This window comes from Streptomyces viridiviolaceus (assembly GCF_014650995.1).
GTDB lineage: Bacteria > Actinomycetota > Actinomycetes > Streptomycetales > Streptomycetaceae > Streptomyces > Streptomyces viridiviolaceus.
The window spans coordinates 68,897-81,590 of sequence record NZ_BMWA01000012.1 but is presented as its reverse complement, the minus strand read 5'-3'; the positions used below and the strand labels follow the sequence as shown (position 1 = coordinate 81,590).

Genomic DNA, 12,694 nt, shown 5'->3' with positions numbered 1-12,694 from the left:
CGGGGAGGGGACGAGGGGTGGGGGTTACGGGGCTCACGCCCGAGGACCCGGCCGCGGTGGGGGACTTCGAGCTGCTGGGCCGGCTCGGCGCCGGCGGTTTCGGCACGGTCTACCTGGGACTCACCGCCGGGGGCCGCAGGGTCGCGGTGAAGACGGTGCACCGGCACATCGCCGACCACGACGGCTTCCGAGCCCGGTTCCGCCGCGAAGTGGAGGCGCTGCGCCGGGCCGGGGGGTTCTTCACCGCACCGCTCGTCGACGCGGACCCCGGTGCGCCGCTTCCCTGGCTCGCCACCGAGTACGTGCCCGGTCCGGACCTCGGCACGGTCGTCGCCCGCGGCGGCCCGCTCGCCCCCGAGGCGGTCTGGCGGCTCGGGACCGGGCTGTGCGAGGCGCTCGCCACGCTGCACGGCGTAGGGCTTGTGCACCGCGACCTCAAGCCGTCGAACGTGCTCCTGGCCGAGGACGGGCCCCGCGTCATCGACTTCGGCATCGCCTCGCTCACCGACGCCACGCGCCTCACCGTCACCCACGAGGCGGCCGGAACCCCGGGGTACGCCGCCCCCGAGCAGTTGCGCGGCATGCGCGACGTCGGCCCGGCGGCGGACGTTTTCGCGCTGACCTGCCTCCTGGTGTACGCGGGCAGCGGCCGCGGCCCGTTCCGCGGCGGAACGCTGGTCGAGTACATCGCCCACGTCCTGCACGAGCCGCCCGACCTGTCGGGCCTCGACGCCCCCTTGGCCGCCCTGGCGCAGGCCGGGCTCGCCCTCGACCCCGGCGCGCGTCCCGCCCTGCCCGAGCTGGCCGCGCTGTGCGCCGAGCGGGTCGGCCGGGCCGGTGCGCCGCGTCCCTTCGCCGACCTGCTGGCACCCGCGGTCAGGGACCTGCTCGCCGGTGCCGAGGCGGAGGCGTCGGCACCGGTGCCGTTGCGTCCCACGCCGCCCGCCCCGGGGGCACGCCCCGGGCGGGATGCCATGACGGAGGCCGCACGTGACGCCACGTCCGACCCCGCGCCGACCGTCGTCACGGTCGCCGCGCCCGGGCGGCGGCCGACCGCCGGGCCGGGGGACTCCGAAGCGCCGGCGCGCCACCGGCCGTGGGCGTGGACGGCTCCCGCCGCCGAACGCGAGGCCGGGCCCCCGGAGATCCGGGGCCCCGCCGTCGCGGACACACGGGACGGCGGCGGCGTGGTGTGCGTGGCGGCCGACGGCCGCCTGCACGGTCTGGACGCGGCCACGGGGGCCGAGCGCTGGACGGCCGATACGGGTTTCGAGACCGTGGCGGCGGGGCCGGTGGCAGCCGGCGACGTCTTCGTGGTCGCCGACGACACCGGCCGGGTGAGCGGCCATCGCGCGACGGACGGAGGCGCTCTGTGGGCGCGGTGGGACAAGCCGGAGCGGTCCGCCTCGCTGCTGGACGGAGCCCGACTGCTCGTCACCGACACCCCGCAGCGGTGGGTGGCCCTGCGCCACGCTCGGCGCGACATGGCCCCGGAGACCGTCGACCACTCGGTGCCCACCTGGGAGCACATCCATCTGCTGGACCCGGCCACCGGCGAGCACGTCACGGCTCCGTTCGAGACCAACGACCAGGCCTACAACAGATGGGGCACGACCATCTGGGTCTCCCCCCAGCGGCTGTTCGTCCAGGGCTACCGGCAACTGGTCTCCCTGGGACTGGCGACGGACACGGGCGCCCGGTGGCGGGAGCGCGCGGACGCGTCCGTCTCCCTCGGCGAGCGTGTCGTCATCTGGAGCCCGCTGAGGGGACTGACCTGCCGTGACGGTGCCACCGGCACCGTCCTGTGGCGCAGCCGCAGACCTCGCGGGGCCGTCGGCGCGGTGTCCGGCAGCCCGGACGGGGCCGTGGTCGCCGTGGTGACGAACAGGGGCACCTGGGCGTTCGCCGCCCGTACGGGCCGGTCGCTGTGGACGGCGTCCGTACCGGGTGGCCGCGAGAAGCCGCTGGTCGTCCACGCCGGAATCGCCGACGGCGTGCTGTGGTCCGTCATGGGCCGGCTGGCGTTCGCCCACGACGCGGCCGACGGACGGCTGCTGTGGCGCACGGAGACCGAGCACCGGATCGGCTTCCCCACGGTGTCCGAAGGGGGCCTGCTGTTCCTCGACGACAGCCGTCGGCTGCACGTGCTGCGCCTGGCCGACGGCCACGAGGTGTGGTCCGACGAGTCGTCCGGCTCCTGTCCGGGCGACCACCAGCCGCACTGGGCCTACGGCGACCTGCTGTACCTGCGCGGGTACGGGGGCGTGAGCGCCCACGACGTCCGCGCCTGACGCCGGACGGCCCCTGGTCCCGGCCGGCCCCTACACCGGCAGCCGCCGGAACACCGCCCTCGGCAGGTGCCGCAGCGCCGACATCACCACGCGCAGCGCACCGGGCACCCACACCGTCTCCGAGCGCCGCCGCAGCCCCAGCTCGATGGCGCTCGCGACGGCCTCCGGGGTCGTCGCGAAGGGTGCCTCCTCCAGGTCGGCGGTCATCCGGGACCGGACGAACCCTGGGCGTACGACCATGACGTGCACGCCCGTGCCGTGCAGCGCGTCGCCCAGGCCCTGGGCGAAGGCGTCCAGTCCGGCCTTGCTGGAGCCGTAGATGAAGTTGGCGCGGCGGGCGCGCTCACCGGCGACGGAGGAGAGCACCACCAGGGAACCGTGGCCCTGGGCCTGGAGCGAGCGGGCCGTGATCAGGCCGGCGGAGACCGCGCCGGTGTAGTTGGTCTGCGCGACCCGCACCGCGCCGGCCGGGTCCCGCTCGTCGTGCGCCTGGTCGCCGAGGATGCCGAAGGCGAGCAGCACCATGTCGACGTCGCCCTCGGCGAACACCTTGCCGAGCGCCGACTCGTGGGAATCGGGGTCGAGGGCGTCGAAGTCGACCGTGTGCACCTCGGCGCCCAGGCCGCGCAGCCGCTCGGCGGCCCCGTCCAGGGCGGGGGAGGGACGGCCGGCCAGCCAGACGGTGCGGGTGCGGCGGGCGATCAGACGGCGTGCGGTGGCGAGGGCGATCTCGGACGTACCGCCGAGGACGAGGAGGGACTGGGGGGTGCCGAAGGCGTCCTTCACGACAGCTCCTAGAGGTTGCCTAGAGGTGGAGGCGACGGGCCAGGTCGGAGACGAAGACCCCGCGCGGGTCCAGTTCCGCGCGCAGCGCGCGGAAGTCGGCCAGGCGCGGGTACATCGCGGCGAGCAGTTCGGGCCGCAGCCGGGAGTCCTTGGCGAGGTAGACCCGGCCGCCGGCCGAGGCGACCTCCTCGTCCAGTTCGTCGAGGAAGGTACCGAGGCCGGGCAGGTCCGCCGGGATGTCCAGGGCCAGCGTCCAGCCGGGTGCGGGGAAGGAGAGCCAGCCCGCGTCGGCGTCCCCGAAGCGTTTGAGGACGGCCAGGAAGGACGGGCAGCGGCGGGCGGAGATGCGGCGCACGATCCGGCGCAGTGCGTCCTCCTGGCCGTGGCCGACGACGAACTGGTACTGCACGAAGCCGCCGCGGCCGTAGACGCGGTTCCAGTGGGGCACGCCGTCCAGGGGGTGGAAGAAGGTGGAGATCCGCTGCAGCTGACCGGTACGCGCGCGTGGTGCCTTCCGGTACCAGAGCTCGTTGAAGATCCCCACCGTCGTCCGGTTGAGCAGGCCACCGGGCACGAAGGAGGGGGCGGGCGGCAGGCGGGAGGTGCGGAAGGCCAGCGGCTCCCTCCGGGCGCGCGTGCCGGCGGGCAGCGCGTCCAGGGGCGCGTGGTCGCCGCGGGTGACGACCGCGCGGCCGGTCGCGGCGCCGCGGGCGAGCAGGTCGATCCAGGCCACCGAGTAGCGGTAGCGGTGGTCGCCGGCCGTCAGACGGGCCATCAGGTCGTCGAGATCACCGGCGCGTTCGGTGTCGACCGTCATCAGCGAGGTCTCGACCGGCTGGAGCCGCACGGTCGCGGTGAGGATCACACCGGTCAGGCCCATGCCGCCGGCGGTGGCGTCGAACAGGGGCGTGCCGTGGGCGACGGTGCGGATCCCGCCGTCGGCGGTGAGCAGTTCCAGGGACAGGACGTGGCGGGCGAAGGACCCGGACACGTGGTGGTTCTTGCCGTGGATGTCCGCGCCGATCGCCCCGCCGACCGTCACGTAGCGGGTGCCGGGCGTCACCGGAACGAACCAGCCGAGCGGCAGCAGCACCTCCATCAGCCGGTGCAGGGAGACGCCCGCGTCGCACCGCACGGTGCCGCCGTCGGCGTCGATGGCGTGGATGCGGTCCAGGCCGGTCATGTCGAGCACGGCGCCGCCCGCGTTCTGCGCCGCGTCCCCGTACGCCCGTCCCAGGCCCCGGGGGATGCCGCCGCGGGCTCCGCAGTCCCGGACCGCGGCCACGGCCTCCTCGTACGTCCGTGGGCGGATCAGCCGGGCGGTGGTGGGCGCCGTACGGCCCCAGCCGGTGACGGGAACGGTGTCGGCAGACATGCCGGTGACCGTATCGCCCCTATGTGACTGGTCGGTTGTGAAACCTCATGCCTCTCCCCGAAACGGGTGATTAATGGTATGTCGCTCGATATTGCCGGACTTCGGATGCCGTCGGCGTGAACAGTGAGTCCACATGGACGACCTCGACGACATGGACCACCGGATCGTCTCGGTGCTCAGAGCGTGCGGCGGTGACCCGCGCGTGGCCGGCGCCGCCCGCGCCCTGTCCTGGGCGGGGGAGCACGGCGCGCTGTGGCTCGCGGCCGGCCTCGCCGGAGCCGCCGTGGATCGGGCGCGGCGCGACGCCTGGCTGCGCGGCACCGCACTCACCGCGGGCGCACACCTCGCCAGCATGGGGCTGAAGCGGATCGTGCGCCGCCCGCGCCCCGCGCACGTCGAGCCCCTGGTGCGTACGGCGGGCCGGCACTCCTTCCCCAGCTCGCACGCCACCTCCGCCGCGGCGGCCGCCGTCGCCTTCGGCGCGCTCGGAGCGCACGCGGCCTGGCCGCTCGCCGCGGCGGTGTGCGTGTCGCGGCTGGTCGTCGGCGTCCACTACCCCTCGGACGTGGCCGCGGGCGCGGCCCTGGGCGTGCTCACCGCCCGGCTCGGCGCCCGCTGGATGACAGGAGGCACCCCGTGACCGACACGGCCGTCCTGCGGCAGCGTGCCCCCGAGGAACAGCCATCCGCGCCGCCCCGCAAGGGTGGCCTCCCGCGCGGTCTGCTCAGGACCGCACGTCCCCGGCAATGGATCAAGAACGTCCTGGTCGTCGCCGCCCCGGCCGCCGCCGGCGAGCTGTTCTCCGGTCACTCCCTGGCCCGGCTCGCCCTCGTCTTCGTCCTGTTCACCACCTGCGCCGCCGCGGTCTACCTCGTCAACGACGCCCGTGACGCCGAGGCCGACCGCGCCCACCCGGTCAAACGGCACCGGCCGATCGCCGCCGGACAGGTCCCGGTACCGGTCGCCTACGCCGTCGGGGGCACCCTGGGCGTGCTCGCGCCCGTCGTCGCGGCCTGGCTGTGCCCGCCCGCCGTCGCCGTCGTGCTGACCGCCTACCTCGGCATGCAACTGGCGTACTGCGTCAGCCTCAAGCACGTCCTGGTCGTCGACCTCGCCGTCGTCACCACCGGCTTCCTGATGCGGGCGATGATCGGCGGGCTCGCGCTCGGCATCCCGCTGTCCCGCTGGTTCCTGATCACGACCGGTTTCGGCGCGCTGTTCATGGTGTCGGCCAAGCGCTACTCCGAAGCCGTCCAGATGGCCGGGAAGGCGGGCGCGACGCGCGCGTTGCTCACCGAGTACACCACCGGCTACCTCCGCTTCGTCTGGCAGCTCGCGGCCGGCGTCGCCGTCCTCGCCTACTGCCTGTGGGCCATGGAGGAGGGCGGCGTCCCGCACACCAGCGTGCTGCCGTGGCGGCAGCTGTCCATGGTCGCCTTCATCCTCGCGGTCCTGAGGTACGCCGTCTTCGCCGACCGCGGCACGGCGGGGGAGCCCGAGGACGTCGTCCTGCGCGACCGGGCGCTGGCGCTGATCGGCGTGGTGTGGGTGTCGATGTACGGCCTGGCGGTGGCCAATTGGTAGGTCGTCGGCGCGAACTCCTCGGCTTCGCCGCGGCCGGACTCCTCGCCTACGCCGCCGACCTGGCGCTGTTCACCTGCCTGCGCGGCCCGGCCGGACTCGACCCGCTCACCGCCAAGGCGCTCTCCTTCGTCGCGGGCTGCACCGTGGCGTACGCGGGCAACGCGCTCGGCACCTACCGGCACACCCGGCCCGGCGGCCTGCGCGCCTACGCCGTGTTCTTCGCGGTGAACGTCGCCGGCGCCGCCGTACAGCTGCTGTGCCTGGCCGTCAGCCACTACGGCCTCGGCTTCACCTCGCAGCGCGCGGACACCGTCTCCGGCGCCGGAATCGGCATGGCGCTCGCCACCATCCTGCGTTTTTGGGGCACAAGAACACTGGTCTTCCGCGCCGGGGAAGGAACCGGCGGCGGCCCGGGACCATGGACCGAGAGAAACGGGGGCAGAGTCGGATCATGGACTGGCTGAAAAAGCTCCCCGTCGTGGGGCCTTGGGCGGCGCGGCTGATGGCCACGCACGCGTGGCGGTCGTACGAGCGGCTGGACCGGGTGAAGTGGACGCGGCTGGCCGCCGCCATGACCTTCACCAGTTTCGTCGCGCTCTTCCCGCTGCTCACCCTGGCCGCCGCGATCGCCGCCTCCACGCTCAGCACCGAGCAGCAGGACAAGCTGCAGGACAAGCTCGCCGAACAGGTGCCCGGCATCTCCGACCAGCTGAACATCGACAGCCTGGTGCAGAACGCGGGCACCGTCTCCGTGGTCGCCGGCGCCCTGCTGCTGTTCACCGGCATGGGCTGGGTGGAAGCGACGCGGGGCTGCCTGCGAGCGGTCTGGGAACTGCCCGACGAGGACGAGAACCCGGTCCTGCACCGGGCCAAGGACGCGGGCATCCTGGTCGGCCTCGGCGGCGCGCTCCTGGTCACCATCGGCATCTCCACCGTGGCCTCCGCGCTGGTCGGCTGGATCATCCGCCAACTGGGCATCGAGGGCGGCTTCGGCGGGGCCCTGCTGTACATCGCCGCGTTCGCCGTCGCCGCGCTCGCCGACTTCCTGGTGCTGCTCTACGTCCTGACCCTGCTGCCGGGCGTCGAGCCGACCAGGCGCCGCCTGGTGGTGGCCGCCCTGATCGGCGCGGTCGGCTTCGAGCTGCTGAAGCTGCTGCTCAGCGGCTACATGCAGGGCGTGGCAACGAAGAGCATGTACGGCACCTTCGGCGTCCCCATCGCGTTGCTGCTGTGGATCAACTTCACCTCGAAGCTGGTGCTGTTCTGCGCCGCCTGGACGGCGACGCAGAGCAAGGAGGCGGAGCTCACGGACGGGGCCGGCGACGCACCAGGTCCGGCAGCGGCCAACGGCGGTTGACCAGGAACGCGCCGCCCGCGAGCAGGACCAGCAGCCCGCCGGCGACGGCCGCCGCGATCGCGACGCCGCTGGAGCCGTCCGCGGCCGGGGCGCCCGCCACGGGCTTCGACCCGGCGGCGCCCTTGCCGGTGCCCCCGGCCTCGCCGGAGGCGTCCGCCCCGGGCTTGGAGTCCGTCCGGGCGGCGCTCCTCGGCGGCACCAGCTCGCCCACCGGCTTCACCTTGCCGGCCGCCTGGAAACCCCAGTCGAAGAGCCGGGCGGTCTCCTTGTACACCTCGTTGTGCTCGTCCTTCGCCGGGTTCATGACCGTGACGAGCAACACCTTGCCGCCCCGCTCGGCGACGCCGGTGAAGGTGGCGCCGGCGTGGGTGGTGTTGCCGTTCTTCACCCCCGCGATGCCCGGGTAGACGTCCAGGCCCGAGTCGCCGGTCAGCAGCCGGTTGGTGTTCTGGATCTCGAAGGACTCGCGGGACGTCTTGCCCTTCTTGTCCTTCGTGGTCCGGCCCGGGAACTTCGCGCGGACCGTGGAGGCGTACTCGCGGAAGTCCTTCTTCTGCAGGCCCGAGCGGGCGAACAGCGTCAGGTCGTACGCGGAAGAGACCTGGCGCGGCGCGTCGTAGCCGTCGGGGCTGACCACCTCCGTGTCGCCGGCCTGGAGCTCCTCGGCGTGCCGGTTCATCTCCTGCACCGTCTTGTCGACCCCGCCGTTCATCGCGGACAGCACGTGCACGGCGTCGTTGCCGGACCGCAGGAAGACCCCGAGCCACAGGTCGTGGACCGTGTAGGTCTCCTCCTCCTTGATCCCGACCATGCTGGAGCCGGCGCCGACGCCCGCGAGGTCGGACACCTCGACCTTGTGCTTGGTGGTCTTCGGCCACTTCGGCAGCAGCGTGTCGGCGAACAGCATCTTCAGCGTGCTCGCCGGGGCCAGCCGCCAGTGCGCGTTGTGCGCCGCGAGGACCTCCCCGGACTCGGCGTCGGCCACGATCCACGAGCGTGCGGTGAGGTCCTTGGGCAGGACGGGCGCTCCGCCCGCGAGATCGACCTGTGTCCCGGGCTTGCCGAGCCGGGCGCCGCCCACGGTCGACATCGACGCCGGGGGCGTGGCCGACGGGCTCGCCGAGGGACTCGGCGCGGCATGCGCGGCGGGCGCCGTGATCGCCAGGGACGACAGGGTGGTCAGGACGGCGGAGGCGACCAGCAGGGATCGCCTGAGGGTCTTCTTGGGTGCGGGCACGAGCGAGAACGTACCCGCCGGGCGCGGCGGAGTCCCGGCCCCCTCCCCACCCCGGACACGGAACCGGACACGGGACGGCGATACTGGACCCATGAAGCTCAGCCGCCCCGTCTCCTGGTTCCTGCTCGCCTTCGGGGTGTGGAGTTGGTTCATCTGGATCACTTTCGTCAATAATCTGATCAAGGACAGCAGCGGGCTCGCCTTCGAGGACGGCGAACCCACGGCCTACTTCTGGGTGCACCTGCTGCTCGCCGTCGTCTCCTTCGTATTGGGGACGATCATCGGGGTCATCGGGTTGCGCGGACTGCGCGCACTGCGCCGAACGTCATAGCCGGACGCCGCAGCCGGAGGCCATGGACGTCCCTGGACGTCACAACGGAGGGGAAACGACGGCATGGTGGTCGTCTTCGCGCTCGTCGCGCTGGCCGTGGTGAGCGTGCTGGTGGCGGCGAACTGGTACGTGTGGCGGCGCCTGTTCCGCGACACCACCCGGGGCCCCGGACCCGTCCGCCGCATCGGCGCCGTCGTGATCGCCGGGGGCTGGGCACTGGCCGTCGGCGCGCTGGTGGCCGAGCGCACCGGCGCCCCGTTCTGGCTCCAGCGCGTCCTGGCCTGGCCCGGTTTCCTGTGGCTGGCCCTGTCGATCTACCTGCTGCTGGCCGTACTGGCCGGTGAGGTCGTACGGCCCGTGCTGCGACGGCTGCCGGCCCGGCGGGCCGCCGCACCGCGGTCGGAGCCGGTCCCGGCGGAGAGCGCCCGTCAGCAGGCGCCGAAGGCCGCGGCCCCGGAGCGCATACCGGCGGCGACCGCGCCGCCGAGGACCGATGCCCCGGAGCCGCCCCCCACGCCCGACGGCCCGCCGGACGCCCCGCCCCCGAGCCCCCTCGCCGTGCCCTCCCGCCGCCTGTTCGTCTCCCGCGTCGTCGCCGGCGCCGCCGCCGCGGCGGCCGTCGGGACCGTCGGGTACGGCACGTACGGCGTGCTGAGCGGCCCGAAGGTGAAGCGGGTCACCGTGCCGCTGGCCAAGCTCCCGCGCGCGGCGCACGGCTTCCGCATCGCCGTGGTCAGCGACATCCACCTCGGCCCGGTCCTCGGCCGGGGTTTCGCGCAGAAGGTCGTCGACACGATCAATTCCACGCAGCCCGACCTCATCGCCGTCGTCGGCGACCTGGTCGACGGCAGCGTGAAGGACCTCGGGCCGGCGGCGGCCCCGCTGGCCCGGCTGAGGGCCCGGCACGGCGCGTACTTCGTCACGGGCAACCACGAGTACTTCTCCGGCGCCGAGCAATGGGTGGCGGAGGTACGGCGGCTCGGCCTGCTCCCGCTGGAGAACGCGCGCACCGAGCTGCCCCACTTCGACCTCGCGGGCGTCAACGACGTGGCCGGCGAGGACGAGGGCCAGGGCCCCGACTACGCGAAGGCCCTCGGCGACCGGGACCGGACACGCGCGTGCGTGCTGCTCGCCCACCAGCCGGTGCAGATCCACGACGCCGTCGACCACGGCGTCGACCTCCAGCTCTCCGGCCACACCCACGGCGGCCAGCTCTGGCCCGGCAACCTCATCGCGGGCGCCGCCAACCCGACGCTCGCGGGCCTGGAGCGCTACGGCGACACCCAGCTGTACGTCAGCCGGGGCGCGGGCGCCTGGGGCCCGCCCACGCGTGTGGGGGCGCCCTCGGACATCACGGTGATCGAGCTGGCGTCCCGTCAGGCCTGACGGGGTCCCGCTGCCGGTCCCCGGCCGACGCCACCGGGCGACCGCTCAGGCACGCCCGGGCCCGTCCCCCGCATCGGGTGTCCCCTTCTTCGCCGGGTCCGGGAGTGCCTTCGTCATGCCCGGCAGGAAGTCCGTGAACAGCTCGTGCACCTCGCGCACCAGGGGGCGCAGCACGCGGAAACGGGCAAGCGCGACGCCCCGCGCGGTCAGCCGGGCGCCGCGCTCGGCGAGCCGGTAGCTGCGCTCGCGCCCCTGAGTCCGGTCGAAGACCCAGTACAGGACGAGCCCCATCTGCGAGAGCCACATCAGCTCGGGCAGGATGTCCCGCAGGTCCTCCGGCACCTTGGTCTTCGCCCCGGCCAGCACCGCCCGGTGCACGCTGATGGCCTCCACGCGCGCGTGCTCCGACTCCGGGGAGAAGGGGCTGAGCGGACTGTCCGGATCGGCGGCGTTCTTGAAGAACTGCACCGCGAACTCGTGGTACGGCGTGGCGATGTCCAGCCACACCTTCAGCACGCCAGCGAGCCGCGCCTCCAGGTCGGTCTCCCGGGCCAGGACCTCCCGGACCGCCTCCTGGTGCTGGGCGGCGATCCGGTCGTAGAAGCCCTGGATCAGGTGTTCCTTGCCCGCGAAGTAGTAGTAGGCGTTGCCCACGGAGACCCCGGCCTCCTGGGCGATGGCCCGCATCGTCGTCCGGTCGTAGCCGCGCTCCTGGAACAGCCGCATGGCCGTCTCCAGGATCAGCGCGCGGGTCTGTTCGGACTTGCTGAGTGGGGCCGCCTCGTCGGGGCCGTCGTTCTTCGCAGGCACAGGACCAGAGCCTAACGAGTGACACAGGTGCCGTTGTCACAGCCGGGCCCGGCGTACGACCACCCCGCGCGCGGGTCGTAGGTCCACCCGTCGGCCCGGCGGTAGGCCTTGCCTCCCCACTGCCCGCCCCGCCACTTGGCGGCGGCCAGGACCGCGCCCTTGGCCAGCCTCGCCCCCGCGGGGGTGCTGAGCCGGTGGGCGAGCGGCCGGTGTTCGCGCAGCGCCCACAGGACGACGATCCAGGCGGCGGCGCCCCGGTAGACCTGCCCGGCGTCGCCGACGGCGGTGACCTCGTCCAGGGTGCCGGCGTGGTCCAGTCCGGGGAACCGGCGCCGGGCCTCGTCGGACCCCGCCGGCACGAGCTCCAGCGGCACCAGCCTCGGCTGCCGCAGCAGCCAGTCGCGGACGAAGGTGCACAGGGCGCACTCGGCGTCGTAGAGGACGGTGAGCCGGCGCACCGGGGCGCCGGCCGTCGCCCGAGCGGGAGCCATCGGGTCAGGCCCCCGCCGTCGGGGCCACCCAGCCCTGCGGCTCGACCGGCGGCAGCTGCTCGCGCTCCATCACACCGCGCCGCCGGATCCGGTTGAGCACGTACACGTTGCCCAGGTGCATCACGCCCAGCACGAGCAGCACCACGCCCAGCTTGGTCGACAGGGCCTCGAATATCCCGCGGGTGTCGGTGATCGTCTCGTCGTCGCTCAGGTACAGGGCCACGAAGCCGAGGTTGACGAGGTAGAAGCCGACCACCAGGAGGTGGTTGACGGCGTCCGCGAGCTTCTCGTTGCCGTGCAGGACGTCGGCGAGGAAGACCCGTCCGTTGCGGCTGAGCGTGCGGGCCACCCAGACGGTCAGGCCGATGCTGACGACCAGGTAGATGACGTAGGCGATGACGGTGCGGTCCATTGCCCCACCCCTTCTTGAACGCGTTCAAAACGCTGACGGGGCAGACTCTAGACCTGCTTTTGAACGTGTTCAACTCAAGGGCGGAGTGGTCCGCGTCACGGCGTCGGCGTCACGGCCGGCGGCCGAGCTCCCGGCGCTTGGAGTAGTCCGTGAGACCGATGACGTTGCCCCACGGGTCGGCGAACTCCACGGTCCATCCGGTGGCCACGGGGAACGGCTCGTCGAGCGGCACGATGCCCACCTCGCGCAGGGCGCGGTCCGCCGTCCGGGCGTCCGGCACCTCCAGCCACACCCGCGCGGAGGGCCAGAGCGGCGGACGGCGCCCGAACTCCTCCTCCGCGCGCAGCAGGATGCCCGGCGTCTCCCCTCCGACCTTCAGCAGCGCGATCCCGGCCTCGTCGAGCCGGAAGGCCAGGGGGAACCCGGCGCGTTCGTAGAACCCGACGGCCTCACCGAGGTCTCCGACGGGCAGCAGTACGTTGTCGAACCCGAGCAGCTCGTAGGACTCGTCATCTGACATGCCGTCAGAGTAGGGCGATCATCGGCCGGAACCCGTGATTGGCGGGTTCCGAAAATGCCCGAAGGCCCCGCTTCCGGCGGAAGCGGGGCCCTCGGGGACGTACGGGGAACGGCT

General features: G+C 73.5%; 14 protein-coding genes. 7 read left to right on the top strand and 7 right to left on the bottom strand.

Annotated elements, in window-relative coordinates:
- Positions 1–17 precede the first annotated feature (17 nt).
- The gene (locus IE260_RS42605) at positions 18–2,291 is read left to right on the top strand and encodes a protein kinase domain-containing protein (protein ID WP_189873420.1); all 2,274 of its coding nucleotides are present in this window, start codon (positions 18–20) and stop codon (positions 2,289–2,291) included.
- A 30-nt stretch (positions 2,292–2,321) separates the two neighbouring features.
- Here the strand turns inward: IE260_RS42605 and dprE2 are convergent, their stop codons facing one another.
- Together dprE2 and dprE1 are read right to left on the bottom strand one after the other, a co-directional pair.
- Complete coding sequence (dprE2, locus tag IE260_RS18995) at positions 2,322–3,077, bottom strand: decaprenylphospho-beta-D-erythro-pentofuranosid-2-ulose 2-reductase (protein WP_189873417.1); 756 nt, start codon at positions 3,075–3,077, stop codon at positions 2,322–2,324.
- 19 nt (positions 3,078–3,096) lie between these two features.
- Positions 3,097–4,452, bottom strand: coding sequence for a decaprenylphosphoryl-beta-D-ribose oxidase (gene dprE1 / locus IE260_RS18990; protein WP_189873415.1), 1,356 nt, complete (start codon positions 4,450–4,452; stop codon positions 3,097–3,099).
- Positions 4,453–4,585: 133 nt separating this feature from the next.
- Here dprE1 and IE260_RS18985 point away from each other — a divergent pair, with 133 nt between their 5' ends.
- Genes IE260_RS18985 through IE260_RS18970 form a run of 4 tightly spaced genes read left to right on the top strand, consistent with a single transcriptional unit; the run spans position 4,586 to position 7,393 of the window.
- The gene (locus IE260_RS18985; RefSeq protein ID WP_189873413.1) at positions 4,586–5,092 is read left to right on the top strand and encodes a phosphatase PAP2 family protein; all 507 of its coding nucleotides are present in this window, start codon (positions 4,586–4,588) and stop codon (positions 5,090–5,092) included.
- Positions 5,089–6,036 carry a decaprenyl-phosphate phosphoribosyltransferase gene (locus IE260_RS18980; protein ID WP_189873411.1) on the top strand — a complete coding sequence of 316 codons (948 nt, stop codon included), beginning with the start codon at positions 5,089–5,091 and terminating at the stop codon, positions 6,034–6,036. Before IE260_RS18985 ends, IE260_RS18980 begins: the two co-directional genes overlap by 4 nt.
- Positions 6,030–6,500, top strand: coding sequence for a GtrA family protein (locus IE260_RS18975; protein ID WP_189873409.1), 471 nt, complete (start codon positions 6,030–6,032; stop codon positions 6,498–6,500). The genes IE260_RS18980 and IE260_RS18975 overlap by 7 nt, the downstream gene beginning before the upstream one ends.
- Entirely contained in the window at positions 6,488–7,393 is a 906-nt protein-coding gene (locus IE260_RS18970; RefSeq protein ID WP_189873407.1) for a YihY/virulence factor BrkB family protein, read from the top strand. The genes IE260_RS18975 and IE260_RS18970 overlap by 13 nt, the downstream gene beginning before the upstream one ends.
- Here IE260_RS18970 and IE260_RS18965 read toward each other — a convergent pair.
- Complete coding sequence (locus IE260_RS18965) at positions 7,341–8,630, bottom strand: D-alanyl-D-alanine carboxypeptidase family protein (protein ID WP_373303361.1); 1,290 nt, start codon at positions 8,628–8,630, stop codon at positions 7,341–7,343. The two genes, IE260_RS18970 and IE260_RS18965, sit on opposite strands and share 53 nt — an antisense overlap.
- 91 nt (positions 8,631–8,721) lie before the next feature.
- Here IE260_RS18965 and IE260_RS18960 point away from each other — a divergent pair, with 91 nt between their 5' ends.
- Together IE260_RS18960 and IE260_RS18955 are read left to right on the top strand one after the other, a co-directional pair.
- Positions 8,722–8,961: an SCO4848 family membrane protein gene (locus tag IE260_RS18960; RefSeq protein WP_188184088.1), complete on the top strand. Its 240-nt coding sequence runs from the start codon at positions 8,722–8,724 to the stop codon at positions 8,959–8,961.
- Positions 8,962–9,024: 63 nt separating this feature from the next.
- On the top strand, positions 9,025–10,347 hold the full coding sequence (locus IE260_RS18955) for a metallophosphoesterase (RefSeq protein WP_189873404.1): 1,323 nt from the start codon (positions 9,025–9,027) through the stop codon (positions 10,345–10,347).
- A gap of 45 nt (positions 10,348–10,392) precedes the next feature.
- On the opposite strand, the gene IE260_RS18950 is transcribed toward IE260_RS18955, so the two are convergent.
- The 4 genes from IE260_RS18950 to IE260_RS18935 form a co-directional block, all read right to left on the bottom strand.
- Positions 10,393–11,157 (bottom strand): TetR/AcrR family transcriptional regulator, encoded by a 765-nt coding sequence (locus IE260_RS18950; protein WP_189873402.1) that lies wholly within the window; start codon positions 11,155–11,157, stop codon positions 10,393–10,395.
- 11 nt (positions 11,158–11,168) lie between these two features.
- On the bottom strand, positions 11,169–11,648 hold the full coding sequence (locus IE260_RS18945; RefSeq protein ID WP_189873400.1) for a thiol-disulfide oxidoreductase DCC family protein: 480 nt from the start codon (positions 11,646–11,648) through the stop codon (positions 11,169–11,171).
- Positions 11,649–11,652: 4 nt separating this feature from the next.
- Positions 11,653–12,060 (bottom strand): hypothetical protein, encoded by a 408-nt coding sequence (locus IE260_RS18940; RefSeq protein WP_189873398.1) that lies wholly within the window; start codon positions 12,058–12,060, stop codon positions 11,653–11,655.
- Positions 12,061–12,169: 109 nt separating this feature from the next.
- Positions 12,170–12,580 carry a VOC family protein gene (locus IE260_RS18935; protein WP_189873396.1) on the bottom strand — a complete coding sequence of 137 codons (411 nt, stop codon included), beginning with the start codon at positions 12,578–12,580 and terminating at the stop codon, positions 12,170–12,172.
- Positions 12,581–12,694: the final 114 nt, after the last annotated feature.

Bases quoted from the DNA above. Each gene is read 5' to 3' on its own strand.
- dprE1 (WP_189873415.1), bottom strand. From the start codon at position 4,452: ATGTCTGCCGACACCGTTCCCGTCACCGGCTGGGGCCGTACGGCGCCC.
- IE260_RS18985 (WP_189873413.1), top strand. From the start codon at position 4,586: ATGGACGACCTCGACGACATGGACCACCGGATCGTCTCGGTGCTCAGA.
- IE260_RS18970 (WP_189873407.1), top strand. From the start codon at position 6,488: ATGGACTGGCTGAAAAAGCTCCCCGTCGTGGGGCCTTGGGCGGCGCGG.
- IE260_RS18960 (WP_188184088.1), top strand. From the start codon at position 8,722: ATGAAGCTCAGCCGCCCCGTCTCCTGGTTCCTGCTCGCCTTCGGGGTG.
- IE260_RS18955 (WP_189873404.1), top strand. From the start codon at position 9,025: ATGGTGGTCGTCTTCGCGCTCGTCGCGCTGGCCGTGGTGAGCGTGCTG.
- IE260_RS18945 (WP_189873400.1), bottom strand. From the start codon at position 11,648: ATGGCTCCCGCTCGGGCGACGGCCGGCGCCCCGGTGCGCCGGCTCACC.
- IE260_RS18940 (WP_189873398.1), bottom strand. From the start codon at position 12,060: ATGGACCGCACCGTCATCGCCTACGTCATCTACCTGGTCGTCAGCATC.
- IE260_RS18935 (WP_189873396.1), bottom strand. From the start codon at position 12,580: ATGTCAGATGACGAGTCCTACGAGCTGCTCGGGTTCGACAACGTACTG.